The organism is Rhodomicrobium vannielii ATCC 17100 (genome assembly GCF_000166055.1).
Taxonomy (GTDB): domain Bacteria; phylum Pseudomonadota; class Alphaproteobacteria; order Rhizobiales; family Rhodomicrobiaceae; genus Rhodomicrobium; species Rhodomicrobium vannielii.
The window spans coordinates 1,946,482-1,971,667 of record NC_014664.1 but is presented as its reverse complement, the minus strand read 5'-3'; the positions used below and the strand labels follow the sequence as shown (position 1 = coordinate 1,971,667).

At 59.0% G+C, this 25,186-nt stretch carries 26 protein-coding genes and 2 pseudogenes; 16 read left to right on the top strand and 12 right to left on the bottom strand.

Annotated features, from left to right (window positions below; translation table 11 throughout):
- Positions 1 to 19: 19 nt before the first annotated feature.
- Together RVAN_RS09060 and RVAN_RS09055 are read left to right on the top strand one after the other, a co-directional pair.
- Positions 20 to 2,686, top strand: a complete 2,667-nt coding sequence (locus RVAN_RS09060; RefSeq protein ID WP_013419434.1) for a spermidine synthase — start codon at positions 20 to 22, stop codon at positions 2,684 to 2,686.
- 197 nt (positions 2,687 to 2,883) lie between these two features.
- Positions 2,884 to 3,636: an outer membrane protein gene (locus RVAN_RS09055; protein ID WP_013419433.1), complete on the top strand. Its 753-nt coding sequence runs from the start codon at positions 2,884 to 2,886 to the stop codon at positions 3,634 to 3,636.
- 689 nt (positions 3,637 to 4,325) lie between these two features.
- Here RVAN_RS09055 and RVAN_RS09045 read toward each other — a convergent pair.
- The 5 genes from RVAN_RS09045 to RVAN_RS18940 all read right to left on the bottom strand — a co-directional run bounded on the left by RVAN_RS09045 (position 4,326) and on the right by RVAN_RS18940 (position 8,300).
- Positions 4,326 to 5,201 (bottom strand): nucleotidyl transferase AbiEii/AbiGii toxin family protein, encoded by an 876-nt coding sequence (locus RVAN_RS09045; RefSeq protein WP_013419431.1) that lies wholly within the window; start codon positions 5,199 to 5,201, stop codon positions 4,326 to 4,328.
- Positions 5,194 to 5,880 carry a type IV toxin-antitoxin system AbiEi family antitoxin domain-containing protein gene (locus RVAN_RS09040; RefSeq protein ID WP_245258051.1) on the bottom strand — a complete coding sequence of 229 codons (687 nt, stop codon included), beginning with the start codon at positions 5,878 to 5,880 and terminating at the stop codon, positions 5,194 to 5,196. The genes RVAN_RS09045 and RVAN_RS09040 overlap by 8 nt, the downstream gene beginning before the upstream one ends.
- 91 nt (positions 5,881 to 5,971) lie before the next feature.
- Entirely contained in the window at positions 5,972 to 6,232 is a 261-nt protein-coding gene (locus RVAN_RS09035; RefSeq protein WP_013419429.1) for a pyocin activator PrtN family protein, read from the bottom strand.
- Between the two features lie 967 nt (positions 6,233 to 7,199).
- Entirely contained in the window at positions 7,200 to 7,598 is a 399-nt protein-coding gene (locus RVAN_RS09030) for a hypothetical protein (protein ID WP_013419427.1), read from the bottom strand.
- A gap of 102 nt (positions 7,599 to 7,700) precedes the next feature.
- Positions 7,701 to 8,300 carry a helix-turn-helix domain-containing protein gene (locus RVAN_RS18940; protein WP_155942405.1) on the bottom strand — a complete coding sequence of 200 codons (600 nt, stop codon included), beginning with the start codon at positions 8,298 to 8,300 and terminating at the stop codon, positions 7,701 to 7,703.
- Between the two features lie 82 nt (positions 8,301 to 8,382).
- On the opposite strand from RVAN_RS18940, the gene RVAN_RS09020 reads away from it, so the two are divergent.
- The 6 genes from RVAN_RS09020 (at position 8,383) to RVAN_RS08995 (ending at position 14,394) form a co-directional block, all read left to right on the top strand.
- Entirely contained in the window at positions 8,383 to 8,700 is a 318-nt protein-coding gene (locus RVAN_RS09020; RefSeq protein ID WP_013419425.1) for a 3,4-dihydroxy-2-butanone-4-phosphate synthase, read from the top strand.
- A gap of 67 nt (positions 8,701 to 8,767) precedes the next feature.
- A complete protein-coding gene (locus RVAN_RS09015; protein ID WP_245258050.1) occupies positions 8,768 to 10,975 on the top strand; it encodes a DUF927 domain-containing protein in 2,208 nt (735 codons plus the stop codon).
- Positions 10,976 to 10,997: 22 nt separating this feature from the next.
- Positions 10,998 to 11,441, top strand: a complete 444-nt coding sequence (gene tnpA, locus RVAN_RS09010) for an IS66-like element accessory protein TnpA (protein WP_013419092.1) — start codon at positions 10,998 to 11,000, stop codon at positions 11,439 to 11,441.
- Positions 11,438 to 11,791 carry an IS66 family insertion sequence element accessory protein TnpB gene (tnpB, locus tag RVAN_RS09005; RefSeq protein WP_013419091.1) on the top strand — a complete coding sequence of 118 codons (354 nt, stop codon included), beginning with the start codon at positions 11,438 to 11,440 and terminating at the stop codon, positions 11,789 to 11,791. Before tnpA (RVAN_RS09010) ends, tnpB (RVAN_RS09005) begins: the two co-directional genes overlap by 4 nt.
- Before the next feature lie 59 nt (positions 11,792 to 11,850).
- Positions 11,851 to 13,458 carry an IS66 family transposase gene (tnpC, locus tag RVAN_RS09000; protein WP_013419090.1) on the top strand — a complete coding sequence of 536 codons (1,608 nt, stop codon included), beginning with the start codon at positions 11,851 to 11,853 and terminating at the stop codon, positions 13,456 to 13,458.
- A 42-nt stretch (positions 13,459 to 13,500) separates the two neighbouring features.
- Entirely contained in the window at positions 13,501 to 14,394 is an 894-nt protein-coding gene (locus tag RVAN_RS08995; RefSeq protein WP_041787403.1) for a hypothetical protein, read from the top strand.
- Positions 14,395 to 14,848: 454 nt separating this feature from the next.
- Here RVAN_RS08995 and RVAN_RS08990 read toward each other — a convergent pair whose 3' ends face one another.
- Positions 14,849 to 16,171, bottom strand: coding sequence for a S41 family peptidase (locus RVAN_RS08990; RefSeq protein WP_049779305.1), 1,323 nt, complete (start codon positions 16,169 to 16,171; stop codon positions 14,849 to 14,851).
- Positions 16,172 to 16,942: 771 nt separating this feature from the next.
- Here RVAN_RS08990 and RVAN_RS20155 point away from each other — a divergent pair.
- From RVAN_RS20155 to RVAN_RS20145, 7 genes and pseudogenes are all read left to right on the top strand, one after another.
- Positions 16,943 to 17,428: a hypothetical protein gene (locus tag RVAN_RS20155; protein WP_013419422.1), complete on the top strand. Its 486-nt coding sequence runs from the start codon at positions 16,943 to 16,945 to the stop codon at positions 17,426 to 17,428.
- A gap of 114 nt (positions 17,429 to 17,542) precedes the next feature.
- Positions 17,543 to 18,814 (top strand): AAA family ATPase, encoded by a 1,272-nt coding sequence (locus RVAN_RS08975; RefSeq protein WP_013419421.1) that lies wholly within the window; start codon positions 17,543 to 17,545, stop codon positions 18,812 to 18,814.
- Between the two features lie 420 nt (positions 18,815 to 19,234).
- The gene (gene tnpA / locus RVAN_RS21000) at positions 19,235 to 19,642 is read left to right on the top strand and encodes an IS66-like element accessory protein TnpA (RefSeq protein WP_041787398.1); all 408 of its coding nucleotides are present in this window, start codon (positions 19,235 to 19,237) and stop codon (positions 19,640 to 19,642) included.
- The gene (gene tnpB / locus RVAN_RS21160) at positions 19,639 to 19,818 is read left to right on the top strand and encodes an IS66 family insertion sequence element accessory protein TnpB (RefSeq protein ID WP_425337402.1); all 180 of its coding nucleotides are present in this window, start codon (positions 19,639 to 19,641) and stop codon (positions 19,816 to 19,818) included. The genes tnpA (RVAN_RS21000) and tnpB (RVAN_RS21160) overlap by 4 nt, the downstream gene beginning before the upstream one ends.
- Positions 19,805 to 19,987 carry an IS66 family insertion sequence element accessory protein TnpB gene (tnpB, locus tag RVAN_RS21155; RefSeq protein ID WP_425337404.1) on the top strand — a complete coding sequence of 61 codons (183 nt, stop codon included), beginning with the start codon at positions 19,805 to 19,807 and terminating at the stop codon, positions 19,985 to 19,987. The genes tnpB (RVAN_RS21160) and tnpB (RVAN_RS21155) overlap by 14 nt, the downstream gene beginning before the upstream one ends.
- 96 nt (positions 19,988 to 20,083) lie before the next feature.
- Positions 20,084 to 20,289: pseudogene (locus RVAN_RS20150) on the top strand (transposase domain-containing protein); the annotation flags it as partial.
- A 196-nt stretch (positions 20,290 to 20,485) separates the two neighbouring features.
- On the top strand, positions 20,486 to 20,830 hold the full coding sequence (locus RVAN_RS20145; RefSeq protein ID WP_155942403.1) for a hypothetical protein: 345 nt from the start codon (positions 20,486 to 20,488) through the stop codon (positions 20,828 to 20,830).
- 223 nt (positions 20,831 to 21,053) lie between these two features.
- On the opposite strand, the pseudogene RVAN_RS21070 reads toward RVAN_RS20145, so the two are convergent.
- From RVAN_RS21070 to RVAN_RS08930, 6 genes and pseudogenes are all read right to left on the bottom strand, one after another.
- Positions 21,054 to 21,431, bottom strand: a pseudogene (locus RVAN_RS21070) (DUF6632 domain-containing protein).
- 191 nt (positions 21,432 to 21,622) lie between these two features.
- Positions 21,623 to 21,943 (bottom strand): hypothetical protein, encoded by a 321-nt coding sequence (locus RVAN_RS08950; RefSeq protein WP_280642137.1) that lies wholly within the window; start codon positions 21,941 to 21,943, stop codon positions 21,623 to 21,625.
- Between the two features lie 227 nt (positions 21,944 to 22,170).
- Positions 22,171 to 22,806, bottom strand: coding sequence for a tyrosine-type recombinase/integrase (locus RVAN_RS08945; RefSeq protein WP_013419417.1), 636 nt, complete (start codon positions 22,804 to 22,806; stop codon positions 22,171 to 22,173).
- A gap of 42 nt (positions 22,807 to 22,848) precedes the next feature.
- On the bottom strand, positions 22,849 to 23,364 hold the full coding sequence (locus RVAN_RS08940; protein WP_013419416.1) for a hypothetical protein: 516 nt from the start codon (positions 23,362 to 23,364) through the stop codon (positions 22,849 to 22,851).
- Entirely contained in the window at positions 23,333 to 24,088 is a 756-nt protein-coding gene (locus RVAN_RS08935) for a conjugal transfer protein TraL (protein WP_013419415.1), read from the bottom strand. Before RVAN_RS08935 ends, RVAN_RS08940 begins: the two co-directional genes overlap by 32 nt.
- Positions 24,089 to 24,101: 13 nt before the next feature.
- Positions 24,102 to 24,461: a hypothetical protein gene (locus tag RVAN_RS08930; protein WP_013419414.1), complete on the bottom strand. Its 360-nt coding sequence runs from the start codon at positions 24,459 to 24,461 to the stop codon at positions 24,102 to 24,104.
- A gap of 334 nt (positions 24,462 to 24,795) precedes the next feature.
- On the opposite strand from RVAN_RS08930, the gene RVAN_RS08925 reads away from it, so the two are divergent.
- A complete protein-coding gene (locus RVAN_RS08925; protein WP_013419413.1) occupies positions 24,796 to 25,146 on the top strand; it encodes a plasmid mobilization protein in 351 nt (116 codons plus the stop codon).
- Positions 25,147 to 25,186 lie beyond the last annotated feature (40 nt).

Genomic DNA, 25,186 nt, shown 5'->3' with positions numbered 1-25,186 from the left:
GATCAGGGAAGGGGGCCCTTTGGGCACCCTTCCCATCGCGTCAAGCAGGCAGCCCGCTGTAGGCGAAGCCAGCATTCCAAGCCCGATCGGAAATATCGTGAGCCGCAGTCTCCATCTGACGCTTCTCTATGTGCTTCTATTTTTGTCGGGATTTGCCGGGCTCGGCTACGAGATCGTGTGGACACGCATGCTCTCGGTCGGCCTGGGTCACGAGATTATTGCCGTTCTTGCCGTAATTGCCGCGTTCTTCTCCGGGCTTGCGCTCGGCGCTTGGGCGCTCGACGGTCCAGTCTCGCGCAGTCGCGTTCCGGGGCGATGGTATGCCGCCTTCGAGCTGATCATTGCGGTCTGGTCGGTGGCGCTCGTCGCGTTGATCCCGGCGGCAAACCGCTTTGTCGCCACGCTTATCGGCGCCGATCCCTCGCCCGCTCTTCATTGGGCCATCGCTTTCATTGTTCCCTTTGCGCTCTTGCTCCCCGCAACCGTGGCGATGGGTGGCACGCTACCTGCTATGGAGCGCCTCTTCTCTCGGTTGGCGCAGGACGGCTGGTCGGTCGGCGCTCTTTACGCAGCGAATACATTTGGCGCCTTCGCGGGCGCGCTTCTCACCACCTTCGTCATTGTTCCGCACCTCGGCGTGAGCGGTGCGCTTTTGACGCTCGCGGCCGCCAATGTCCTTTGCGCAACCGGTGTGGCGCTGGGGGCGGCCCGCGGAGAATCAGTGCGTCCTCCCGTCGATGCGGCCTCGGCAATCCCCGGTGGTGGACGCTTGTTCGTCACGCTGTTCATCACTGGGTTGATCGGCATTGGCTATGAGGTGCTGGTCGTCCGTGCGCTCGCCCAGGTGATGGAAAATACGGTCTACAGCTTCGCGTCGGCGCTGTCCGTCTATCTGCTCGGAACGGCGCTAGGCGCGGCTCTTTATCAGCGTTTCGTGCGCGGGGGGGATTTCGACGCCACCCTGACGCGGCTGCTTCAAGCGGCATGTGGAGCATGCCTTTTCGGAATTGTGCTGCTATCCGCTGCGCCTGCCGCATACGACTTCCTGCTGAACCTTTTCGGCCGCTCTTTCGCGGGGTCCGTTGCCTCGGAGATCGGGATAGCAAGTCTTGTCTTTCTGCTGCCGACCATAGTGATGGGCGCCCTTTTCAGCCATCTTGCGCAGGGCGCGCGAGGGGCGTCAGGCGGGTTAGGCCGAGCCTTGGCATTCAACACCCTTGGCGCGGCGCTAGCGCCGATTCTCTTTGGCGTTGTGGCTCTGCCTATGCTGGGTTCGCTCTTAACCCTAACTGCTGTGAGCCTGTGCTATCTTGTGATGATCCCGCAGCGCGGCCCGCGCGCACTGCTGCCGGCGAGCCTGGGCCTTGCCGCGGGACTTGCCCTCCTGCTCCTTCCGCTCAACTTGAATAATGTGAGCGTTCCTCCGGGCGGCCGTGTTCTGGAATATGTCGAAGGCGTGATCGCGGCAGTGAGCGTTGTAGCGGACGACAAAGACATTCGCTATCTCAAGGTAGACAACCATTTTCGGATGGGAAGCACTGCGACGAAGTTCTCCGACCGGCGCCAGTCACATATTCCACTCTTGCTGCATCCTGATCCGAAAAGGGCTCTATTTCTCGGCATCGGCACGGGCGCAACTTTCGCCGGAGCAGCCGACTTTCCCGGGCTTGAGGCCGACGGCGTTGAACTCGTTCCCGAAATCCTCTCGCTTCTGCCCAACTTCGAAGCGGTTACCGGTGACTTCAGGAAGATGCCAAAGCTGCGTCTGCTGGCGGCGGATGCTCGCCGCTACATACAGGCGTCAGACAATAAATACGACGTTATTGTCGCAGACTTGTTCCACCCAGCTCTGGACGGATCGGGCTCGCTCTACACGCGGGAGCATTTCGCGGCGATCCGCGCCCGCCTTGCTGAGGGGGGCATTTTCTGCCAGTGGCTGCCGCTCCATCAGCTTGACCTGGAAACACTTGGCACAATTACTCGGACGTTCCAGTCCGTTTATCCGAACGCAACCGCTTATCTGGCGCATTACAGCCTGCAAACGCCGCTTCTGGCGCTGGTCAGCGGAACGAAGCCGATGCGGTTCTCCGCCAATTGGCTCGATGCGCGGCTGAGCGATCCGCAGCTTCAGCAAAAATTGAAAGACTCGCGGCTTGACGATCCCTATGCGCTGTTTGGCGCATTCGTCGCCGGTCCAGACGATTTGCGGGGGGTCGCCGGAGACGGTCCCCTCAATACTGACGATCGCCCGCTGGTTACATTCCGCGCCCCGTCTACCGTCTATACGCCGCTCGGCCCTTCAGGCGAAAGGCTCGTCGATCTTATCGATCGTTTCAGACCGCAGCCGCAGCAAGTGCTGCTCGCCCCCGTGAACGGGGAGTCCGACGCGGAGGCCCGCCTCGCGGCATATTGGAAGGCGCGGAATCAGTTCCTCAAGGCCGGTCTCGGCGTTTCGCCGAGTAACGATGTAAATGAGATGGTGCGGAGGGTGCGTGAGCCTTTGCTTGCGGTGGTTCGCACAAGTTCGGATTTCGAGCCCGCCTATATGCCGCTTCTTTCACTCGCGTCAGCGCTGGTCCGCGTCGACCGCGAGGCAGCGAGGAGTCTGTTGACAGATCTTGCGGAGGCAAACCCGACCAGACACGAGGCCCAACGACTGCTTGACGGGATTGCTGCATCACGATGACGAGCTGGCTTCCTCAGTGGTGATCACTGCTTATGCAAAATTTATTTCTATTATTTCAGTTAATGCGGCTCTAAATCGGTGACCTATTTGCAACGCCAACACTATAGTCAGGCATGGCAACCACAGGTTGCTTACGAGTTCAGACTATTTGGGTTAACTGCAAAAGTCGGGGTATGGTCTTTATCATGGGGAATGGTATGATACGTCTTGGAATTATTGGTACGGTAAGCGCGATTGCTCTTACAGTCTCCGCAAATGCGGCTGACTTATATCGTGCGCCGGCCGGCGGTGGCCTCAAGGACGCGCCGTATGTTGCGACCTGGACAGGCTTCTATGCTGGCGTGAACGGCGGCTACGCCTGGAGCCAGTCAAGCGATCAGCTGGCTTATGTGGACCCTAATTATCCTTTCTACGGTCTCTCTCCCGAGGGTGGTTTCGGCGGCGGCCAGATTGGCTATAATCTGCAGGGCTTCGTTCATCCCAACCTCGTGCTTGGCATCGAGGCGGATATCCAGGGTTCTGATATCAGCGACTCGGGCGTCGATTCCGCTACTTATAAATACTCATCCAAGGTTGATTGGTTCGGAACTGTCCGTGGGCGTCTCGGATACGCCATCGACAGCGCGCTCGTGTATGCGACGGGCGGCTTTGCCTACGGCGGGATCAAGAATGACTATGACGCCCGCCATCTTGGCGCGGGGGAATTTAAGTTTGATGGCAACGCCACTGGCTATGTTGTTGGCGGCGGCGTCGAATATAAATTAGCGCCAGCGTGGTCTCTGAAGGCTGAGTACCAATACATCAATCTTGGAAAGAATAACCCCGTTGACACAAGCACCGGTCAACACTACACAGATTTAGAGGGTACAAAACTGGAAGACGACGCTTTCCACACCGTGCGTGTCGGCCTTAACTATCACTTCGGTCACAGCTATGAGTCGCTGAAGTAGGTCGATCACTTTGGATTGCGGAACGGCGCCGTTGGGCGCCGTTTTCGTTTTCGCTCCTAAAGGCTTGATGCATCGTCCACGCATTCACAAAACGAAGCCCGACCAAACAAGTTACTTAATACAGCCATCCGGAAAGGACGAATCGTCATTTTCGGTTCCGGCTCGGCGGGTACAGGCAAAGATCCGCTACTCGGTAGCGCGCCGCGCCGAAATCGTTGAGATCGACGCTTTAAGCAAGAAACAGGGAGCGATAGCGCCTAACTTCCATGGCAAGAATGGATTTGCCGAAGGCGGAGGCGGGAGACTTCCGGTATGGTGCAAATTGGCTCATGCTGCACAGCCACTTCTTCCGTTTGATGCCCACCAACACACCAGCAGACACATGAGCAATGAAACAGGCGATCGGCAAGTACAACTTCAGCACGTGGAAATTCTGCACTGCACCCATGATGGATTGGAACGCTAGGTCTGAAAAAGTCTTCTAGATCAATCTACTATGACGTTCCTCGAAAGGCGTGTCGTACTGAAATCGTACCGCCTGTCAACGAGGCAAGAGCGCGTCGTTCGCTCTCCCCAGTAGCTCTTGGCAACAGTTCCCACTTGACCAGAAGGCATACGCCGGTTCGTCCGCAATTGAATTGCGGAAGTCACTGGCTTCGTGGCGATCAGCACCCGCACATTGGTCGGATTTAGGAAGGCAGCCCCTTTGAAGCCGCTATCGTCCGAGCGGCTTCCGCATGAGGCATAAGAAAAGAGTTCAAAGCTGCAAGGATTTCTGCGAGAGGCACAAACGGCGCGTCGATGTCCTGCAAAAACGAGTTCCATTGTTGTTGTTTGACAAGGTCCTCGGCGAACGCCGCCGTCAACGCGTCGGGGCTTTCCGAAGGAACTGGCGTGTTGCGCCGTGCAAATGTTGCAGCGATGGCTCGCGGCAGGCTTTCGCCATGAAAGTCGTAAGCAATTGAAAGCTGCCAAATATCATAAAAGTCCTTCATGCGGCTGTTGGCGCGGCCGAGATTGACCATCGCCTGAAACTTTTCGGCGATCACCGTTTCTCGCGGATAGGCGTAAAGACGTGGAGGCGGCAGGTCGAGTAGCACAGGCAGTTCGACATCGGTGATTTCAGGTTCGACGGCATCACCAAAACCGACGTCGATGGTAACGGCAATCCGCGCTCCTGCAAGCGTCGCGATTGTTTTGAGCCGCAGACCCCCATACTCGTTGTCCTCGCGGATGCGGTGGATGCGTAAACCCTCAGCGTCGAATTCGACGCCATCATCAAGCTGAATCGAGCATATGCCTCTGAAAATAGCGAGCATCGCTTCTGGATCTGGATCACCAAAGCCAAGAAGATCCAAGTCGCGCGTTGGCCGAAATGGCATGTCGAACCACATCCTCATCAGCATTGCGCCTTTTAGGACGAAGCGCTTGCGATGTTCGGTGGTGCTGAGCCGGTAGAGAAGGCGCTCCAACACATACCGCGTCAACAGCAATTCGACGGGTTCATTGCGCGTGGCCGCGACGTTACGAAGGCGAGCGCGAACAGAGGCAGCAATGTTAGGCATGTGAAGTCATCGCTTCAAGATAAGGGCGCAGATTGCTCCAAACCCCTGCTTCCATGGCGTAGCGTGCGATATCGGCCGGCGTCGCCTTCCGCTGCCGCAATGCTTCGCGCATGCCTTCCAGCACGGGGTTGATGCCTGGACTACTCTTATAGCGTCTGCCTTCGCGCTGGCGGTAACGGAAAAGATCAACGACGGTTTTGGCGGGGCTATAGATGCGCACTCTAACGCCTTCGATCATGTGTTCCTCGATGCCGGTGGAGAAGACCATCTGTCCAAAGCGCACGATATTAAGCGGCGGCGTTTTGACCACGGGCTTCTTCTGCCTAGCGCCGATTGCGATCCAAACGAGGCGCGGTATCGTATCGGTCAACTCATGATAGGCAAGCGCCGACACGAGGCAAATCACTCCTTTAGGCACGCGCTTCGCTGCTTCCGCAAGAGAGTGGTTTCCGTCAAGAGGAGCATCGGGGAGTTGGTAAAGGCCACGGCTGAGCTGAAGGATAAGGCCGCGTTCTTTCATGCGGGATATGGTGGCCGCAGTGATGCCGCTTGCCGTAAACTCGGAAAGCTTGGCCATACCCCGCTCGGCGAGGAGAGCAATGGCGCGATCTTGTTGAGTTGGATAGCGAGTGTTCACAGCCGCGAGCATGATATGAAAAGGAGTATATGTCAACTCCATATACAACGATTCGTATCAATCGACGCATTTGCGAAATTAGCGCGCGTCTCACCCGAGTCTTGTCCCATGTTCGTCTCCAAAGGCAGAGGCATCACGAAGAGAGGTTGTTTGCCTCCCGGAAAGCTGCGGCTCGACGTTTGTCCAAGTAGGTGGCAAGGTCCATTAAATGGACACCCTTGGCGCTTTTCTGACTCGCCTCAATCCGTACCACAGGCAAATCTATTTCGCCAGCACCGACCTTGCGCAGGAATTTGGGGAGTGTGAGGTGCGAAAAATAATCGCGGCAAACAGTTTCTATAGGGATGATAGCCTGGCCGTTGTATTGAGCCATGAGCAAGAACGCAGTATTCACTAGCCTCACCCCTCCCTTGTCGTTTGCCTACAATCTCGCAGTGACGGAGATCGGAATTCCTAAAGGCAATTACTTCAAGTTGATACCTTCTGCAGGCTTAGGACAACACTGCTTCATCGAAGGGAGCACCCGCGCGCGGGAGGTCCGGTGAACTATCGCTCGTAACTTGTAGGGTCATCCATCTGAAGGAGCTGTGGTTGCGGGAAACAAAAGCTCTCGTCCCGTGCGCACCTCGACGCCGAAGACTTTTGCGGTGAGGTCTGCGCCATGCGCCCGCGCAAAGGACGTAATCAGCTCATCCCAGTAAAGCGCCTGGCCGGACGCCGTAGCCGGATAGGCTCGCCCAAAGACAGCCACAGCCGCCGCATGGATCCGTTCGAATTCGTCCGAAGTGCCGGGTTCTGGTACGTCGCTTGGTGGCTTGACGCGGGCTCGTCTCCTGGGCTTGCCGCGCACCGGGGGCTTGTGCCCTGCAGAAGCAACCGCGAGGGCATCCACGCCGATAGACTGAAGCCACAGCAATTCAGCCACCGGCCCAAGCGGCGAAGCCAGGTTCAGGCAAACGCGGCACAGTGGCAAGGCCCAGACCGGTTTTCGCGAGGGTATTCGGATTTTCAATGCATGAAGGGCGATTGCCGGCTGCTTTCGGCACGCAACGCAGCCGCCTTCTGTCGAGGCTGGACGAGGGACGTGATCGCTCGCCGCCTTTACACATGTGATTGACGGCGTTTGTCGCGCGCCTTCGGGCGAAACGCGTCCCTTGGAAGCAGAAACTCTGCCTATCATGCTGGCAACCCCAAGACACGGTACGAAGCAAGAAGCCAACTGCCTGATACGCTCAAGGCTTGCCCAATATTGTCTAAAAAGCAAAAAATAAAAGTCGTCCAAAATAGGGCAACTATGGCAAAATTCGCCTCAAGCAAAAGACGCTGTTTGGGATAAGGCGCGACGAACAAGCTGGGGAAAATTACCTGGCGGATGGCTGAGCCCAGGGGGCAGCGGCAATAAGCCGGACATGGCGGCCAAGAACCAGCGGCGGCAGATCGAGACAGCCGGTGTTGATGGTGAGTTGCCGGGGCGGCACGAACAGCCGCAACAACAAGAGCTGTCTGGGCGGTGATCCGACGGTGACCGCCGCGAAGGAAACCACCGCAGGCGTCTCACCCTCATCAAGAAGGCGCAAGGTCAGGAGATCGCCAGGAAACACGCCGCTGTCGGACAGAACGCGAGAGCGAACTTCGTAGACCTGGTGGGAGGGATCGGAGCCAGACCTGGCATGACTGCGATCAAGCGCGATCAGATCGTCATCGAGACCGCTTTGCCCCTCGGCCGCCAAAGCCGACGCCCATGCACGCGCAAGTCTCATAGGCCGCTTTTCCGCTTCGTTGCCCTAGACTTAGACTTCTTCATTCAAATTGAAACTGCAATCTGAGATCCGATGCAGTTCGAAGAATGTGGGCGGAACTCTTCAAAGAAGGACGCGGCCGATCACGGTCGCTTTTGCCCTAAGCCTATGAATGGGCATGGCATTTTGATCGTCGCTGTTGGTAATCAAAAGGTGCGGCCCGATGTATTGCCGCAACAGCAAAACGCCTTCTACGGAGTTATTGGTAAAGATTTGGGCGATCACCAACTGGCCAAGCTCCAATTTCTGCAATCCCTTAGGGTCCATATCCGCGATGATCGGATCGCCCTCGGTGATGCCAAGCTCGCTCATCACGTTTGACAGAACCTTGAACATCTTTTGCGTCGAAGATGTCAGCGCCTTTTCGATGGCCGAGCCTTTGGGCGGGATATAGGGCGCAAGGTCGGCCATGTAGCTCAAGCTCTGAACCGAGAGAATTTCGGTCACAGGCACGCCCAACGCGCCGGCGAGCGCCTCCATTTTGGAGAGATGCAGCCCCCGCGCGCCCGCTTCGACCCGCGATAAATGACTCTCCGAGATGCCGATTTTTTTTGCGAGCTCGGTCAGCGACAAGCCGCGTTCAAGTCTCAGTTGCCGGATTCGATTGATTGCCATGGAGGGCTTCTTGCCATCTTTCTTGGTGGCAATCCAGAGTTTGTCCAAAAAAAGACCTTGGCTGAGCATTGTCTAACAGGCAACAATCGGCAAGTCAAAGGCAAAACTTGTCAGGGGGGCGCGGGCACGCATGAACTTGGCGAACAAATTCCAGAGCGTTTTGCAATTAACGGGACATACCCGCACGAGTTTCGCGAAGCGTGCAGGCGTCACGCCCGCGATGTTATCGCGGCTCATCCCCCAGGATGGGAGGGAGCCGGAGAGAAAAGCCACGCTCGCAACCCTCCTCCGGCTGATCTCGGCCTCCGAAGGCCTCCTCACCATCCAGGACTTTCGGGCGCACCGCGCCACGCGCGAAAGGCCCTTCGTGATGGAGACCGCCTGCCCGCTCTGCGGGCGCGCCATCGAGGGCGATGCGAAGCACCCCAAGTGCAGATCAGCCGGATGAGCGCGGCATTGCGATAGGCCCGAGCCAGGCGCGGCTCGCATGCAAGCAGGGAAGCAAAGGATGTCGCATGAAACGGGGATCGGGCGGCAAGGCTAAAGCCCGCGACGGCGACACGTCGCCAAACAAGACATCGCCAAGCGAGACATCAGGTATGGCGTCATCAGGCGGATGGGAGTCCGTAAAAGCCGACCTCGCCGGCCGGGAGCTCGATATCCTGCGCTGGATCGGCATTGCCTGGCCACCGGCACGGCGTCAAACGCATATCCACTGCCCGTTTCCGGGCCACGACGACAAGAACCCGTCCTGGCGATGGGACACGCGAAAGAAGGCATGGTTCTGCAGCCAGTGCGCCGGTGGCGACATCCTTCATGCCGTCGAGCGCATGAGGGGACTGTCCTTTCAGGAAGCCCTCGATCTGATCGAGACGGAGTTTCTCGGCCGCGCTTACGAAGCGCCGAAGCACGAGCGAAAAACACGCCGCAAAATCAGCCAGCAGCAGCCCGCTGAACGCGCCTCACAAAATAGGGCTGAGGCAGAAGCCGCTGACGATTTGTCCGATGCCCACGATGAAAGCGCCGATGCTGCTACCGGTGGGCCGACCGGGCGACCGGTCCTTGATGCAGCCGATGACGACATCGAGAAAAGACGCCAGCGCGCATTCCAGCTCTGGAGCGAGGCCAAAGCCGTCGCCGGCACGCTTGCTCAGACCTATCTCGAGCAGCATCGCGGCATTGTGCTCGATTGGCCGCTCTTTCAGACGGCGATCCGCTTTCATCCCCGTCTTTGGTGCAGTGAGCGCGACGGATATTATCCAGCGATCCTGTTCCGGGTCTCGGACGCCTATGATGGCGAACTCAAGACCCTTCACCGCCTCTATCTCGGCGAGGATGGCGGCAAGGCCAAGATCGCAAGCCCGAAAAAGGCCTATGGCGAGTATGGGGGCGGAGCCATCTGGTTTGGCACGCCGCAAGAAGGCGGCGAGCTTGTGAAGGCCGAGGGGCCTGAAAACGCGCTTGTCTGTTTCATGGCGGGCCGCCCCTTTGTTGCCTCCGCCATTAGCGGCGCCAATCTGAAAAACGTGGTGGCGCCGCCAAGTGTAAAAAGCGTGCTGATAGCCGGCGACCGGGGCCGCGGCGCCGGCAAGGGCAAGGGCAAGGCGGGCGAAGACTATGCCGAGGATGCAGCCACCGCCGATCGCAAAAGAAAAGTCTCGGCCGCCATCACCTATCCGCCGGCGCGGCCGAAGCCGAACGGCAAATGGCAGGATTGGAATGACCTTCTCGTAAGCGATGGGCTCGATGCCGTGCGCGAGGCGCTGGCTCAAGCCGAGCCCTGGGAAGATCTGCCTTTCGGGTTTCGCTGGCAGGAGAACGGCCGAGGCCTCGAATTCTTGAGCCGCATCGTGAAGGGTGAGGACGGCGAGGAGGAGGATGAGTGGGATTGGCTCTGCTCCGAGGTGAAGTTCCTCGCCACCACGCTCAACGCCGACAGCAAGGACTGGGGCCTCTATCTCGAAATCAAGACGCGCAACGCCGTCTGGCACAAGGCCGCCATCCCGAAAACCGACCTCGTGACGAGCTCCGAGGATATTTTCAAGCACCTCGCCTATCACGGGCTCGATTTCAACATCACGCCAAGAGCGAAGACGAAGCTCCGGGAGCTGCTCGTCCGCTATCGGCCCAAATCCTATGCGCTGTGTGTTCCGAAGGTCGGGTTTCACGACGGGGTGTTTGTGCTCCCCGATGAAACCATCGGGAACAGCAAAGGCCGCGCCGTCGTCTTTCAGCCGCACAAGCCGGTTGAGCATTTCTACCGAAAAGGCGGCAACCTGAAAGGCTGGCAAGACGGTGTGGCGGCTTACGCGCGCGGCAACGACCGGCTCATGTTTGCGATCGCCGCCGCGTTAGCGCCGCCGCTCCTCGAGCCGATCGGCATGGAAGGCGGCGGCATTCATTTCCGAGGCGGGTCGACGGCCGGCAAGACCACGATCCTTCGCTCCGCCGGCACCGTCTGGGGCGGCGGCGGGCAATATGGCTTCATGCGCACCTGGCGCGCCACCGACAACGCGCTCGAAGCTGTCGCCGCCATCCACAACAATGCGTTTCTTGCCCTCGATGAGATCGCCGAAATCGAATCCAAAGCGCTCTTCCGGGCGGCCTACGCGCTCGCCAATGGTCGGCAGAAGGAGCGGATGCAAAGAACCTCCGATCTTCGAAGCGCGGTAAGCGGCGTTCTGACCTCACCTTCCATTTTGCACGAACGGCTGCGAGTGTGACGGTTCATTGAGGGATCGTCTTATGTCTAATCCTGGTCGTAGTCCTATCACGGAGCTTGCGTCGTGCGCGCGGGCCGACACGTTCCAGCGCATTGAGGTGATCACCGGCGTTGCCCGGCGACGGTCGTGGCCGTCCGATGTGAAGGCGGCGATCGTGCAGGAAACGCTTGAGGACGGGGTCGGCGTTTCCGAGGTTGCGCGCCGACACGGCGTGGCTGCGAGCCAGCTTTTCAAATGGCGCCGTGAAGCGGGGCTGAGATCGCGACCGCCCAAACCAGAGCCGGTGACGTTTGCCCCTTTGCTGATCGAGAAAAAGGATGCGCCTCAGCCTGAGCATAAAGAAGAGGCACCGCCATCCGGGCTGATCGAACTCGAACTCGCAGGGGGACGGGCGCGGATCCCGGTGACGGCCGGCCGCGAGGTTATCCTGGCAATTATCGACGGGCTTTCGATGAGGCGGCGGTGATTTTCGGCGCCATTCCACCTCGGATTTACATCGCGACGCGGCCTGTCGATTTCAGGAAAGGCATGGATGGGCTTGCGGCCACGGTTCAGGAGGTCTTGAAGCTCGATCCGTTTTGCGGCGCTGCCTTCATCTTCCGCTCCAAGCGGGCGGACCGGATCAAGATTTTGATCTGGGATGGCTCGGGGCTGATCCTGATCTACAAGCGGCTCGAGGATGCGAAGTTCCGCTGGCCAAGGATCGAGGACGGGGTCATGCGTCTGTCGCCTGCGCAAGCGTCCGCCTTGTTCGAGGGCTTGGACTGGGCCCGGGTCCGTGCGGTTCGAAGGGCGCGTCCTCAGGCGGTGCAATAAGCCTGATATCTCTCTGTTTTTGCGTGATTGTGATTGCAAATCATGGTGCTGTTCGCGTCATGATTGCAGCTACGGATCAGCTCCCTGACGATATCGGCGTCCTGAAAGCTCTGGTGGCGCACTGGGCGGAACAAGCGTCGGCGAAAGACGCAGCGCTCGCCGAAAAGGACGCCGAACTGGCCCGCGTTCAGGGCGCCAATGCGAGATTGTGGGAGACGCTGCGCCAGCTGCGTCGCGCGCAGTTCGGCCGCAAATCGGAGAAGCTCGATCCCGATCAGTTGAGCCTCGCCATGGAGGAGACCGAGCAGGCGATCGCCGAAACGGGTGCCACGGATGAGACCTCGAACGCGACGCTGAAAGCGTCGCGCAAAGGACCCCGCTCTGTCAATCGCGGGGCGCTGCCCTCCCATCTGCCGCGGGAGGAGATCGTCATCGAACCGGAAAGCACAGCTTGTCCGTGTTGTGGCGGTGCCATGCATGTCATGGGCGAGGATCGCTCGGAGCGGCTGGACGTGATCCCGGCCCAGTTCAAAGTGATCGTGACGCGCCGGCCGAAATATGCCTGCCGGGCCTGCGAAGGCGCTGTGGTTCAGGCTCGGGCGCCAACGCGTCTGATCGAGGCCGGCATCCCGACCGAGGCACTGGTCGCTCACGTTCTGACCGCGAAATATGCCGATCACTGTCCGCTGTATCGGCAGGCGCAAATCTATCGCCGCCAGGGCGTCGATCTCGATCGCTCCACGCTCGCTGACTGGGTCGGCAAAGCGGCGGCGCTTCTGGCGCCGCTTCAGACGCGCCTGTTCGAGATCCTGAAAACCTCGCCGAAACTGTTCGCCGACGAGACGCGCTGCCCCGTCCTGGATCCGGGACGAAAGCGCGTGAAGCTCGGCCAGCTCTGGGCTTACGCCCGCGACGACAGGCCCTGGGGCGGCTCCGATCCGCCCGCCGTTGTCTACTGCTATGCGCCAGGCCGCGGATCGGAGCATGTGAAAAGCCATCTCGCAGGCTTCAGCGGGATCCTGCAGGTCGATGGCTATAGCGCCTACAAGGACCTCGCGAGCAACCGGCCAGCGTCGGCACCGCTCATCCTGTCCTTCTGCTGGACGCACCTGAGGAGGCGGTTCTATGAAATCGCTGTGGGCGGCAACGCGCCGCTCGCCGACGCCGCGCTCGCGCAGATCGCAGCGCTTTACAAAATCGAGGAAACCATCCGTGGCCAGAGCGCCGAAGCGCGCCGCAAGGTCCGACAGGCCAAGAGCATGCCGCTACTCGATCGTTTCAAGTCCTGGTTTGAAAAGACCCTCTCCCTCGTTCCCGGCGGCTCCAAAATGGCCAAGGCCATCCGCTATGCTCTCCACCATTGGGACGGCCTCATCCTGTTCGCGAACGACGGGCGCATCGAGATGGACACCAACACCGTCGAGCGTTCCATCAGGCCCTTGGCTCTGAACAGGAAAAACGCACTCTTCGCCGGCCACGACCGCGGAGCAGAGCATTGGGGAATCGTCGCTTCGCTCATTGAAACGGCCAAACTCAATGGCGTCGATCCACAGGCCTGGCTCGCCAGCATTCTCTCACGCCTCGTCAATGGCTGGCCGATGCGCAAAATCGATGAACTCATGCCCTGGGCCTTTGCCGTTCACCAAAAGGCTGCTCCCGTGGTCTGAGAACACCGCTTACGAAGCGCGTGCACCTGGCGGCTCCTCTTCATGTCCACAGGCGAGATCGGCATGGCCGAAAAGCTCTCCGAAGACCGCATGCGCGCAACGGGCGGCCAAGCGGTGCGGCTTGTCGAAATCAGTGCCGACGCAGGCCACGGCATGGGCATGTTTCAAAGTCTGCACGGGTTCAAGGAACCAAAGCAGCTCGCCGAGGCGCTCAATGCGAGCGGGCGGGAGCATTACGGCCATGCGGCGACCGCCTTCATTCGCCATCTGACAAGCGATCTTGAGCGGCTGACCGAAGGCGCGAAAGCCTTTATCGGCCGCTTCGTGCAACAAGCCTGCGCCAAAGACGCCGACGGCCAGGTTGCGCGCGTGGCGGGCCGCTTCGGGCTTATCGCTGCCGCCGGCGAGCTTGCGATCGCGGCCGACATCGTGCCTTGGCGCCGCGGCGAGGTGCGCGAGGCTTGCAAGCGGCTGTTTCTCGAGTGGGTTGCCGCGCGCGGCACCTCGGGGCCGCTCGAGACGCAGAACGGAATTCTGCAAGTCAAAGGCTTCATCGAGCTGCATGGCTCCTCGCGCTTCAGCTCCTGGCATACGCCTGGCCAGCCGACCGTGAACAGGGTTGGCTTCTACCGCATCTTCGATCAGGGAGCAGACGACGAGAAGGTGGTCTATTACGTGCTGCCCGAAGGGTGGAAAGAGATCTGCCGCGGTCACGACGCGCGATCGATCGCCAGCGCCATGGTGGAGCGCGGCATTATCAAGCCGGACAACGATGGAAAGTATCAGCGCGTCGTTCGCCTGCCCGGCATGGGCCCGAGGCGGAGCTACGAGATCGATGGATCTCTTCTCTTTGGCGATGAGGATGAGCCTTCACCGCAAGTGAATGGCAGCGCTTGGGTGCCCGTCGGGCCGGATTTCACGGCGCCGGACCAATAGGGTGATCGCTTTTTCCGGGTAACAGGTGAAACAGGTGTTACATTGTTGATATGCCGTGACTTTTTCAGTTACACGGGAAAGAGGAGCTCGTGTAACAAGTGTAACATCGCTGCGCGTTTCGCCGAATCCTGATCGCGATATTCTCGCTTTAAGCCGGGCGTGTTACGCCTGTTACGCCTCGTCGGTTTTCGAGTGTAACAGATATTTTCTTCGTGATTCCGCACTGTAACGCCTATTACACGCGTTACACGGAAAAGGAGACCATGCCCGCGGACGAACCGGCGTTTGGGCGGGGTGCGTCATTCAGGGGCTACCACGGGTCCCGGGGATAGCTGCAAGAGGCCGAAAGGAGAAGTTCAGGGTTGCTGACGCGAAGAACGCAATGGAAGGTCAAGCGGACATAGTTCTATTTGACGGTTCCTCACCTAAGAGGCGGCTATTGCCGCGAGGCGACTTATTGCTTGCGAAGAATGTCCAAAGCAGCGGCTAAATCCGGATCGTACTGACCTTTGGCAGGCAATTCGGCGGCCGCGTCCACGACGACGTCCGGCTCAACGCCCTTGCCATCCCAGGATTGACCGTTCGCTCTCAGCAACCGATGGGTGGTGAGCCTGATCGCCCGTTCGTCGTCGAGCCGGAACAAGGTTTGTACCGTGCCTGCACCGAAGCTTCGCCTGCCAACGATTGTGCCCCGATGTTCATCCTGGACTTTGCTGGCAACGATTTCGGCTCCGGAAGCAGTGTTCTTGTTGATAAGCACCACAATCGGCTTGCCGCCGGTAAGATCGCCTCCAGATGCTTCCTTCCTTTCGGTTGAAGAGCGTCCCTGCTCCAATACGACGGTGCTACTTTCGATAAAGGCGCCCGCCACGTTTACCGCCTGATCCAGAAGGCCGCCGGAATTATTACGGAGGTCGATGATATAGCCTTTTAGCTTCAAACCGGCTGTGCGCTTGAGATCTTCTGTTGCTCGCTTGAGGTATTCATAGACATGCGCACTCTCAAACGTCTTTATATTGATGTAAGCGATATCCCCATCGAGTCTATACCGAACTGGATATACACGGACAATGTCCCGGGAAATGCTTAATTGAATGGGGTCGAGAGAGCCGTTTCGCACGATTGTCAACCGCACAGAACTGCCGACAGGTCCACGCATCTTTTCAACCGCCTCGTCGAGCGTCGATCCTCGAAGCGATACACCATCGATCTGGGTGATACTATCGCCCGCTTGAACACCGGCCCTGTCCGCGGGAGCGTTTTCGATAGGCAAAATTACTTTTGGGATGCCGTCTTCCAACTTAAGCTCAAGCCCCAACCCGCCATTGTCGCCACGAGTCTGGAATTGCAGGTCGTGCATTTCTTTTGGCGTTACATACTTCGAACGGGAATCGAGGCCTTTCAGCATTCCTTCGATGGCGGCGGCTGAGAGTTTATCCAAAGTCTCATTGGTCGCCCCTCTCGCCGCAACGAGAAAATCGCCGAATACCTGGAGCTTGGATTTAATATCCTGCGTGCCGTCGTCGAGGCGGCGTAAGGCTTTCTTTGTTGCAGGATGCTCTTGCATTACAGGGGATGCGGCGGTCACGCCCAATACTGCGTTCTTCAGGAGCAAGCTGTCGTCGACCTTATCGACGTAGGCCGTTCTGATCCGCTGAAGGGCAATGCCAAAAAGTTCGAGCGGCCGGAGGTCCACGGCTCGGGTACCGTTCCTGGCTACGCCGGCGACTTCCCCAGAAGCAGTGGCGGTCGCGGCAAAAAGAAAAAGCGCTGCCATGAAGAGGCGCAAAGGCCGGCGCGATCTATTAGTCATAAATTATCCCTACGCAGCAGGTGGGCGCAACCATTCCACGTGTCGGGAAACGCAAGTCCCCCGCGCCCGACTTTCGATTTCTCTAGTTGCAAAAAGAGCCGAAACGAAGGACATTCCCGACGCAGAAGGCGGCGTGAGCGTAGGTTTATGAGCAAGGGCCAACGAATTCCCCGGTTGCCTGCGGACGAGGTCAATGACGTTCGTCGCGGCCTCTGGTCCAGGTCGCCAGCGTGGCGAAAAACGCTGATGGCGGCGAGCATCCTCACGCTTCTCGCTATCGCGCTTCCGAGCGTAGCCCGTCACTCTCCTTCCGACATCGGCACGAAATGTCGGCCTGACGAGGCTGCGTGGTGCAGCCTCCCGCTTGGCAGGCTCAGCCTTGACGGCTCCGGTCGTGTTCTCAGAACAATGCAAGCGGAGGAGACCGCACGGTACTTGAGTTCCACAGCTAACTGCCTCAAGGAAGACATAAGCGCCGACTATATCGCCTTGACGAGAGTTGTCGTCGGGCAGGAGAGAAAAGAATCGGCGGTTGTCGCTGTGCCGAACGGGATGACAGCGCCAGTGGTCGGAGATATCGTGCAATATCAGGGCGCATTCACCGATCTTAAGCTGCCATGTCATTACACGCCGCCGTTGATAACGCGTCTTGAACGGTCGGTCAGGTCTCCCGGGGCGCATTGAGTTCAGTTAGACGGTCAATAGCAGCTTCGCTCTTGTCGGAAAGCGCCAGACATGATCCGCAGCCATAATCAAATCCCGGAGCATGTTACAGAATATCAACCGTCGCCCGAAGGGGCGGCCGGAGCGCTGGGAAGCTTCCTGATCGGTGTCGGCGGATTTGCCGGTTTTCTCCTGATCGCTTTGATCTATGCCAGCGGCTTGCCGCAGGAATCCGAGCAGGTGGCGTGCAACTTGCAACGCGTCGGAGCGGGCGAAGTCAAAAGCGACTATGTCACTCAAATTTTGACGCCCCAGGAGTCGCTCGTGGTAATCCAGAAGAGCCAGGCGTTTGCACAAGGCACCCTGCATCCCGACTATATCGATCGCACGCGCGTGCGCGTTTCAAAACACAGCTATGTGGTGTTACCGCCCGATATGACAGTGAAGGCGGGAGATTACATCACTTATGTCCAAGGATATCGTGCCCCTAATTTGCCATGTCACTACATTCCCAATCTCGCGACCGGAGTTTTACCCCGCCGTGGCACCGGCGAATAGGCGGCTTCACCGGGTGAATGACTTTTGCGAGCATCCGGGTTTTAATTGGACAGGGGCTGTTGCGGGGTATCCAATGAGCATAAAGGCAGCGGCCATTGCTGACGGATCAGACCGATGAATGGCGTTCTCGAAAGAATGAACCGTTGGATGCCCTTATTCATGGGCATCATGGCTCTCGCCGCAGTTGTCCAGGTCCTGAATTTCCTTGGCGTGTCGTTTCGGGGAACGGCGCCGCTCGACTGGGTCGAAGTTCATGCGGGGCCGATCGCTGGCGTTCTCGGGGTAGCCGCCGGAGTATGCTGGCTTCTGGCCTTGCTTTCCTATCTCCGATTCCGCGAAAAGTTGCCGCGCGCGTTCAACCGGTGGAGCTGGCTTATGGACATTCTGGATCGTCTTACGAACCGCGAAGAACTTGAGCGGAGCCTGCAATCGAGAACGGAGCCTGTTTTTGTCGACGCCCAAGCGTTGACGGAGGCTCTTCGGTCCAAAGTTGTCGGACAAAATGCGATCTGTGAAGATCTGGCGGCGCAGATACGCAGGCGTCTTGCTCTCCAGCAGCGCGGCAAGCCAGTCGGCGTCTTTCTCTTTGCCGGTCCTCCTGGCTCCGGAAAAACATATCTGGGAAAGACCCTCGCTAACGCGCTGGGCCGCAAGCTGCTGCATTTCGACATGACGCAATATGGAGGCGCGGGGTTTGCAGCGACGTCACTTTTCGGCGCTTCGAAGGGCTATGTCGGATCTAGTTCTTACGGGAAATTGACGGGTTCGCTGCGCGAAACCCCGGACGCGGTTGTGCTTCTGGACGAAATTGAAAAAGCGCACGGCGACGTCCACAAGAACTTTCTCACCGCCTGGAATGACGGCTTCATCACCGAGGCGTCCGATGGGCGCCAGATCTCGAGCACTTCGGCGATTTTCGTGTTGACGACGAACGCCGCTGTAGAGGCGCTTGCCGATCTGAGCCGACAATACGCACGCGAACCTGATGAATTGCGGCGCGCCGCCGTCTCCGCCCTTCGCGCTGCGGGTTTCGCGCCCGAAGTGCTCAACCGGATCGACCGCATCTTTGTGTTCGAGCCGCTTGCCGACCTTGACATTGCGCGCGTTGCAGCGCTCGAGATCGAGCAGATGATTTTGAGCTACGGACTTTCAATCAGGCAGGGCGGGATCGACCCGCACATCCTCATCGATTTGATGGGGCGCCAGAAGAAAATGGGGCTCGGTGCTTCCGCGCGCGACCTCGTACGAGCCATAGAGGAGTCTGTTGCAGACGTGCTCATTGAAGCCCGGCAGCGGGGTATTTCGAGCATCGCTCTGCAGATCCAGGATGGCAAGGTCATTGCCTTGGCGGGAGAAGAGGCGACAACAGCCCTCACGCAAAAATGACGCCTCTCTCCGCTCGGAGTTGGCGGCGGGCTCTCCCTGCGAGTGGCGAGACTTCGCCTTCCGGCTTGATATATTCTTCAGGACGGAGGTTTGAAAGAGCTATCGCTGCCAGCGTGCCTTAGTGACGGGCAACAGACTCCCCATGCGCACGTTCAACGAAAGGATGTTGTAGGGCGTTGCTCCGAAGCGCCCAATGCGCTCAAGACGCAACGACGATTTGCCATGTCTGAGCGTCCCCAAGTCATGCGGCTGTTCGGATATATTGTATTTCCGCTTCCGACCCTTCACGCCGTCGAGGTGTCCTGCATTTTGCATCGTGAGCGCTGCTATGTATCCGTTCGGTGAAGGCCGCCTTGCGGGGCGGGTAAGAGACATGTCTTGTCTGTGGCGCTTGTCGCGACAGGAGCTATGCCCGTGCCTATGTCTGGGGATACTTTTGCCCGCCGGTATTCCGTAGTTGCTGATACCCGGCGCCGCTGGAGCGATGACGAGAAGCAGGCGATCATCGCCGAGGCTTTGCAGCCCGGCGTGAACGTGTCAGCGGTCGCCCGTAGGCATGGGATCAAGCCGAGCCTTCTGTTTCGCTGGAGGAAGCTGGCGAAGAACGACGCGAAGCCAGAGCCCGCGCCGGCATTCCTGCCGGTCTCTCTGACGGCGTCAGCGAAGAACCGCGACACGAACTGCGATCACACCACCGGCGACGCGCCCGCCGCTGACAGCCGCATCGAGATCGAGCTTTTAAACGGGCGGCGCGTGCGGGTCGGGCCCGGCGCCGACATGGGGCCCTTGAAGCGCATTCTCGAGATTGTGGACGGGAGACAAAGATGATCCCGGTTCCGACCGGCGTGCGGGTGTGGCTGGCGACGGGTCACACCGACATGCGCAGGGGCTTTCCGTCGCTGTCGTTGCAGGTCCAGGAGGTTTTGCGGCGCGATCCTTTGAGCGGCCATCTGTTTTTGCTTTCGCGGCCGCCGGGGGGACCTGTTGAAGGTGATCTGGCATGACGGCCAGGGCGCCTGCCTTTTTACGAAGCGTCTGGAGCGAGGCAAATTCTTGTGGCCGAGCCCGGCGGACGGCGCGATCTCGATTTCGCCCGCGCAGCTTGGCTATCTGCTCTCCGGGATCGATTGGCGCAATCCGCAAAAAACCTGGAGACCGACTTCGGTTGGCTGACGGTTTGCCTTTGAAAACGCTAGCGAACCATGATTCTCTTGTCGGGTGACCACGCCGCTTGACGCTCTTCCTTCCGACCTTGCCGCCGCGCATGCGATGATCCTCGCCGAGCGCGCCGCCCGCTTGGACGCCGAAGCCGTTGCGGCTCGCGCTCGCGCGGCGACATCCAGCACGGACGCGCTGATCGCCCATCTCAAGCTCGAGATCGAGAAGTTGCGGCGGGTGCTTTACGGCAGTCGGTCGGAGCACAAGGCGCGGCTCAGATGGAGCTACAACTCGAGGAGCTGCAAACAGCCGCGTCGAGCGGAATTTAGTACCCTGCCAAGCGCCGATACAGGCGTTGAGATCCTTGTAAAAGAGAACGCGCGGGACCGAGAATACAGTCCTTCGCCTTGTATCGCGCTGCAAGCGCGGAATACATCAATTCGAAAGGCGACTGCAGTGCTGCTCCACCAACCGATACCTGACGATTGTCACATCAAGGTCTTGATACCCGACATGACGTTCGGGCCAATGAGCGGAGGCGAGATCAATCTCGAATTCACGGAATTCGGGCTCATTGTCGAAGGCATCAAGTTCGATCGCGTCTTGGCCCATTACATCGGCTGGCCCAACGACGAGGTTCTGCACGCGCATCGCCTGTGGGGACGCGGTTTGACGTATTACGCCATGCACGAGGTCGCCAACTCAGATTGGCTTGCGGAACTGGAACTACGCAATAGCTTCCATATCCAGCATATCCCGGGCATTTTCTCAAGTTTTCGTCATTTCATCGGCACATACAAGGACGGCACATTCGAATGCATCGCTCGCGGCCTCGAATGGGCTGGCCGGAAATACTGAGGGTAGCAGGGACTAGCAACTGTGCCTTCTGAAACTCTCGTGAGGATGTAGCCAAGAGACGCCTCGCTAAAATGCTCATGCTTCGGCGCTGAAGGCGGCGCAGAGGATTCTGTTCGTTATGTCTGCAAAAGTGACCGTGACCGTGGACGACGTGCGTATCGTCGCAACAGGCATGAGCAGCATTTTCTGATGCGCTAGGGAAGTCGCTTAGAATTAGGGGAATTTAGCCTTGCTCAGTTCGCGGCATTAGAACTGCAATGACGATTGCGCCGAAGAAAAGAAACGGAATATCTGCAACGAGATGGCCGCGCTCCGCTGGGTCGTTAAAGGATTGGACCGCCATGATCACTCCGTGGATCACGCTAGACCATACAGTGAACCAGATTATGCTCTTGAGCCGTTGGGTTTCGGGACGCGATCAGCAAAAAACACCTAATGTTGCATAGATGCCTACAATCATCATCAGATAATGCGAATGCCCTTGTCCCCAGGCCCAGCCCGAGGGCCAGACAACGGTAAGCGGATAAAATGCGAAGATGGCGAAGAGACCAAAGGCAATCAGCGCGATGCGTAGATAAAGCAAGCGGCGTTTAATGTTCATTGGGAGTGCTCAGATCATCTGCGCTACCGGAATGCCAAAACGGCGCAGATGATAATTCTAGCATATTTTGCCAGCTTTGGTCGATAGGCACCTCGCGTACCTAATTGACCTAAATTCTCCCTCCATTTCCCGAAGAAATCGGTGCCCTCGTTTGTCCCACCGGTCTTGAAGGGGTGGCTGCGCACATTTGCTCAACCTGAGTATTTCCGAAATCGCATCAGCTGCGCTGCTTTCCTGAGCCGCGGCCGCGTGCCGAAACTGCGCTGCTCGATATAGTCGAGCACGAGCCCCGCCACATGGACGCCGGTCGTTCGCTCCACGCCTTCGAGGCCGGGCGACGAGTTGACTTCCAGCAGCAGCGGTCCTTTCGACGAGCGGAAAATATCCACGCCCGCGAATTTCAGCCCCAGCCGATGCGCGGCCCAGATCGCGAGCTTACGCTCCTCCGCCGACAGCTTCGCTTCGAAGGCGAGGCCGCCCTTTTTAAGGTTCGCGCTGCCCTCCCCGCTGATATAGTTCCATGCAGCGCCGGGGGAAGCGCTCCTCCTGCCGGGTACCGTTGCGACAACTTAAGCGTTGAGACCAGGATACACAGTAGTCTCGTATGCGCCTCCGCAGCTTCGAGCACGGATTTCCGCTGTCGAAAGTGGAACGGCTTTAGCCTCAAACCGCACCCGAGTCCGCACTCGACCCTGAAGACTCCTTTGCAAGGCGGAGCGTTGGCTCCGCCCGCCACCATTTAAATGTCGACCTGCTCGGAGATCGCAAGCGCGTCATCAACCTCGACGCCAAGATACCGGACCGTGCTTTCGATCTTTGTATGACCGAGGAGAAGCTGCACGGCGCGCAGGTTGCCGGTCTTCCGGTAGATCAGTGTCGCTTTGGTCCGTCGCAGGGAATGCGTGCCGAAGAGGCTGGCGTCAAGCCCAACCATGGCGACCCAGGTCGAGACAAGACGCGCATATTGTCTCGTGGTGAGGCTCCTTTCTTCGCCGCGCCGGCCGCCGAACAGGAAGTAGCCAGGCTTCCTTTGCGTCACGCGCAGATACTCATCGACTGACTGTCGCGTCTGCTCGGTGATCTCGAAGCGTACGGGACGCCCTGTTTTTCGTTGCCGGACAGTCGCTCGCTCGACGGCGTATCCGTGCGGTGCGACATCCTCCACCTTGAGGGCAACCACATCGCAGCCTCGAAGCTTGCTATCGATCGCGAGATTGAATAGCGCCAAGTCGCGGGTTCGGCGTTGGAGTTGAAGTCGGGTTCGGATGGCCCAGACGTGTTTTGGCTGCAGGGGCGGCTTTGGTCCGACAAGCTTGCCCTTGTTCCAGGGGCGGCGCGATGCGCCACTCGCGTTGACGCTTTGACCTGTACTCATGGTCTCTCTCCATTTTGGGTGCGAGACTTGAGAGTGCCATGCCTATGCCGCCGATGAGATCGGGCAGTGAAGAAACCGGCCGTTAGCTTCCGGCGCCAGCCAGATGCCGATCGCGATGCCGGTCAAGATCGAGAACAGGATGGCGAGAACGATCGACCCGAGCCAGGTCATGCGTCTCGCATCCCTGGCTGTGAGTTCGATCTTGGCGCGCTCGGCGGCGGCGGTGCCCGACAAGGCGTCCGTCAACTCAACCGTGGAAGACCGAACGGTTTTGGCCACGTAGTCGGCGGCGGCCGTGATGAGGCCTTCGCCGGTTGTTTTTGCCGAAGCCGCCGCGCGCTCCATCGCATCGAGAGAGGTGTCGCGCTCAGCCTTGAGGATCGCATCGGCCTTCTCCAGATAGCGATCGGTGACAAGCTCAAGAAGCGTGAGCACCACAAACAACGGGTCGCCTGGCGCCAAGATGATCCTGTGGCGCTTGGCGACCTCGCCGATGAGCCGATGGATTTCCGCCTCCGGGTCCGGCTCAGAGGGCGATGATGGAGGAAAGCTGTCCATTCACTTCCCGTTCGACGAGCTGCAGGCGGGCCTTCGCCATGATGGTGAAGTCTTGCGACTCCCGTACTTCGGCAAACGACAAGCCGGCCGACATCATCTTTTTGACGTCGACGCCGAAGGTGTCCTTTTCGCTGAAGGTGTGATCGGCAAGATGCACGATGGCCGAGATGCGCCCGGCGGAATTTCTATAGATTTGGAGGTCTTCGAACCTGCGGCCGACAGGCACCACGGGGCCGAAATGATCGTTGATCCACACGACAATCTCGACAGAAGGTGGCGTCTGGGCGGCAATGGCTTCGAGATTGGCGCTCGTTTCGCGGAAGGTCGAGCCGCCGGTCAAGATAATGTGGGCGACGAGCCTCTTGTCGGCGGAGCGGACGTGCTCGGGGACCTTGTTCTTCAGGAGATAGCGGTTCAGCTCAACGAAGGCTGATGCGCCGGTGTCGATGACGAAATTCGCGTCGGTCGTGAGAAACTCCTCGGTGATGTCATCGAAAACGCGAGGGTTGATGGCATCGCCCTCCATGAGCTGGACACGCTTAACGCCAAGCGCGTGAAAGCTTGAAAACGACGCCGAGGTGGCATCGGCGTCGATGGCGATCACGGGCAGGCCCGCGGCCTGATAGGCTTGCACCAGTAGCACCGCGTGATGGGACTTGCCGACGCCGCCCTTGCTGTTCAAGAACAGATTGACCGCGCGCCGTGACTGCGAACCGTTCTCCATGCGAAGATCTCCTTCAGTCGTATTTTTTCCTGTAGGCGTCCATGGGATCGAAGTGAAACGTCCGCTCTTCGGGCGGTCCGACATAAAGGGGCGTTCGAGGCCTGCCGTGGGCAGGAGGCGAAGGGCTCGCAGCCCCAAGGCCTGGAAGCCCAACCGGGGCAGCGTCAGAGGCCTGGTCGCGGTATTCGCGGACCAGGCGGATGAACTGCCGGTAGCTGACGCCTAAGCGGGTCTTGTGCTTCGCGTAGATGCGCGACATTGGCGCCTTGCGGGTCAACTCGCCGGCAATTTCCGGAAGCAGCGCGGTGAACGCGATGCGCCCGTCGCCCCATTTTGCCCGTGGCTTCTCTCCTCCCTTCTCACCCTCGCGCATGGTTCATAGACTATCACGCGCCACCCTCAAACTCAAACGTCGCAAAAAGACGAACATCGTCAGAGATGGACGAAGTCCGCCGAAGATCGCCAAACTTCGCCGGGCCTTTGCGTCACAGATGGACAAAGATCGCCAAAGATGGACGGAGGCGGTCAGAGAGCGCCATAGGGCGACAATGATCGTCAGTGGTGGACGGAAGGTTTGGATGGCAAGATGTGTGATGTGGGCCCACATCGGCAGAGCCGATGCCCCCATCACGCCGTTCCTTACTCGCTTCGCTCGACGGAAGCGCGGTCTCTTGTCGAGACCGCCGCCAGAGGACTAACATGCGAGCATGGCGTATAAAATCCCGTCCGAACCGCGAGACCGCACGCGTCCGCTGAAGACCTTTGTCAGTCCTAGAGAGCGCGTGGCGATCGAGACAAGAGCACAAGCCGCGGGCCTTTCGGTCTCGGCCTATCTGCGCGCGGCAGCCCTCGGCGTCAGGCTCACATCCGTCCACGACCAAAAGGCGATCCTGGCGCTGTTGCAGCTGAATGCCGACCAAGGCCGGCTTGGCGGTCTCTTGAAGCTCTGGCTTGTATCGCGAGCAGGCGTGGGAGCGGGGCCGGGCGAAGTCCGCCGACTGCTGCATGACATAGAGACCGTGCAGATTCAGCTTCGCGCGCTTATTGATCGTCTATAAACTATGTGCTATTCAAAGAGGTGGCGACGGGGATCACGCC